Genomic DNA, 2,473 nt, shown 5'->3' on the forward strand with positions numbered 1-2,473 from the left:
GCCTCGCTCGGCCTGCTCGCCTATCCAAGCCTGATGGCGGCCGACATCCTGCTTTACCGCGCCACCCATGTGCCGGTGGGCGAGGACCAGAAACAGCACCTCGAACTGACCCGCGACATCGCCCAGAAATTCAACAACGACTTCTCGGACCGCATCGCCGCTCTGGGTGTCGGCGTCGAGATGCAGGTTGGCGAGGAGACCGTGAACGGCTATTTCCCGATCACCGAACCGGTGATCGGCGGGCCGGCAGCGCGCATCATGAGCCTGCGTGACGGTTCGAAGAAGATGTCGAAGTCGGACCCGTCGGACCTGTCGCGCATCAACCTGACCGACGATGCCGACACCATCTCGAAGAAGATCCGCAAGGCCAAGACCGATCCGGAAGCCTTGCCGAGCGAGGTCGACGGGCTGGAAAGCCGGCCGGAAGCGGAAAACCTGGTCGGCATCTATGCCGGGCTGGCCGAAATCTCCAAGGCCGACGTGCTGAGGGAATTCGGCGGCCAGCAGTTCTCGGTGTTCAAGCCGGCGCTGGCCGACCTCGCGGTCGAGAAGCTTGCGCCGGTCGCCGGCGAGATGCGTCGTATCGAAGGCGACCGCGCCTATGTCGACGCGGTGCTGAAGGACGGCGGCGAGCGCGCCGGCGTGCTGGCGGAATCGACGATGCGGACGGTGCGCGACATCATCGGCCTTTTGCAGGACTGATCGATCCAATCTCGTTGATCGCTACTGCCATGAGGGCCGGCGGCTTGCCGCCGGTCCGTGGCGGTGGCAGATTGCGGCCGAATTGACACCGAGCAGATAGACATGGTCTCCAAACGTCTCAGCCGTGAAGTTGGCCACCGCCGCAAATTCCTGGCGATCATCGACGACACGCCGGAATGCGAGCGCGCCGTCGCCTATGCCTCGAAGCGGACGCAGAGCACCAGCGGCGTGCTGGTGCTGCTCTATGTCATCGAGCCGGACGATTTCCAGCACTGGCTGGGGGTCGAGAAGATCATGCGCGAAGAGGCGACCGCGACGGCGCGCGCCGCGCTCGATACTTATGCCAACAAGGTTCGCCAGAAGCTCGGCATCGAGCCGGAACTGGTGGTGCGCGAGGGCAAGCCGACCGACGAGATCCACAAGCTGATCGAGGAGGACCAGGACATCGCCATCCTGGTGCTGGCGGCGGGCGCCGGCAAGGAAGGCCCCGGACCTCTCGTCAGCGCGGTGGCCGGCAGGGGCGCCGCCTTCCCCATTCCGGTCACCGTGGTGCCGCAGAATCTGTCAGACGAGGAGATCGACAGCCTCGCCTGAGATGCGTTGGTATTCAGGTCAGGCCGGCCTGCAAATGGCGGCTTCCTGCGCTTCCGTGCTCATGTACTTCAAGTACCCTCGCTCCGGTTCTCGGAACCCGCAGTTCTCGACTCGGCCTGACCTGAATCCCGACACATCTCAACGTGGGTGCAGGAGACCCGCAAAAACATTCCGCCAGCCAGCCGTTCGGGCGACGCGTTTCGCTTGAATGTCCAGCCGATAGGTCCTATTTAGAATTATTCCAAACTTCCGCCCGAAGGGGCATGGAGACCGTCATGTTCATCCAGACCGAGTCGACGCCGAACCCGGCGACGCTGAAGTTCCTGCCCGGCAAGGAGGTGCTTCCCGAAGGCACCGCCGATTTCCGCGACGCCGACGGCGCTGCCGCCGCCTCGCCGCTGGCCGGCCGGCTGTTCGAGATTCCCGGCGTGACCGGCGTTTTCTTCGGCTATGACTTCATCACCGTGACCAAGGACGGTCCCGACTGGCAACATCTGAAGCCGGCGATCCTCGGCGCCATCATGGAGCATTTCATGTCGGGCGCGCCAGTCATGGCCACGAGCGGCCCGGCTGCCGAAACCAGCCAGACCGGCGAATTCTACGACAAGGCCGACGAGGAACTGGTCATCACCATCAAGGAACTGCTCGACACGCGGGTGCGCCCGGCGGTTGCGCAGGACGGCGGCGACATCACCTTCCGCGGCTTCGAGAACGGCACCGTATTCCTGCACATGAAGGGCGCCTGCGCCGGCTGCCCGTCGTCGACGGCGACGCTGAAGCACGGCATCCAGAACCTGCTCCGACACTTCGTTCCCGAGGTGCAGCAGGTCGAGCAAGTGGCTTAATCCCACCGTTCCCTTATCCGCAGACAACAAAAAACCGGGCCGAATTGCCCGGTTTTCTGTTTTAGGACGTCCATTTGTTGCCTAGACGGTCCGCGCACGAAACTTTTTAGTTGACCATGATCTTTCCCGAAAACCGGTTCCCACTTTTCGGGATCATGGTCCTTACATCACGATGACCTTGGCGCCGACCGAGGTGCGGTCGTAGAGGTCGATGATGTCCTGGTTCATCAGCCGGATGCAGCCCGACGACATCGCCTTGCCGATCGAATTCCATTCCGGGCTGCCATGCAGTCGGTAGCCCATGTCGCCGCCCTTGTTGAACAGATACATGG

General features: G+C 63.0%; 4 protein-coding genes. 3 read left to right on the plus strand and 1 reads right to left on the minus strand.

Features of this window, described 5'->3' with window-relative positions; translation table 11 throughout:
* The 3 genes from EN742_RS31675 to EN742_RS31685 all read left to right on the plus strand — a co-directional run.
* A partial coding sequence (locus EN742_RS31675; RefSeq protein ID WP_128333716.1) for a tryptophan--tRNA ligase occupies positions 1-702 on the plus strand: 702 nt, incomplete at its 5' end.
* A gap of 102 nt (positions 703-804) precedes the next feature.
* On the plus strand, positions 805-1,296 hold the full coding sequence (locus EN742_RS31680; protein ID WP_127405515.1) for a universal stress protein: 492 nt from the start codon (positions 805-807) through the stop codon (positions 1,294-1,296).
* A gap of 275 nt (positions 1,297-1,571) precedes the next feature.
* Positions 1,572-2,141 carry a NifU family protein gene (locus EN742_RS31685; RefSeq protein WP_127405516.1) on the plus strand — a complete coding sequence of 190 codons (570 nt, stop codon included), beginning with the start codon at positions 1,572-1,574 and terminating at the stop codon, positions 2,139-2,141.
* Positions 2,142-2,303: 162 nt separating this feature from the next.
* On the opposite strand, the gene EN742_RS31690 is transcribed toward EN742_RS31685, so the two are convergent.
* A partial coding sequence (locus EN742_RS31690; RefSeq protein WP_148670395.1) for a L,D-transpeptidase occupies positions 2,304-2,473 on the minus strand: 170 nt, incomplete at its 5' end.

The sequence above is a fragment of the Mesorhizobium sp. M4A.F.Ca.ET.020.02.1.1 genome (assembly GCF_004022645.1).
Lineage (GTDB): Bacteria > Pseudomonadota > Alphaproteobacteria > Rhizobiales > Rhizobiaceae > Mesorhizobium.

Coding starts and splice junctions, on each gene's coding strand:
- EN742_RS31680 (WP_127405515.1), top strand. CDS start 805: ATGGTCTCCAAACGTCTCAGCCGTGAAGTTGGCCACCGCCGCAAATTC.
- EN742_RS31685 (WP_127405516.1), top strand. CDS start 1,572: ATGTTCATCCAGACCGAGTCGACGCCGAACCCGGCGACGCTGAAGTTC.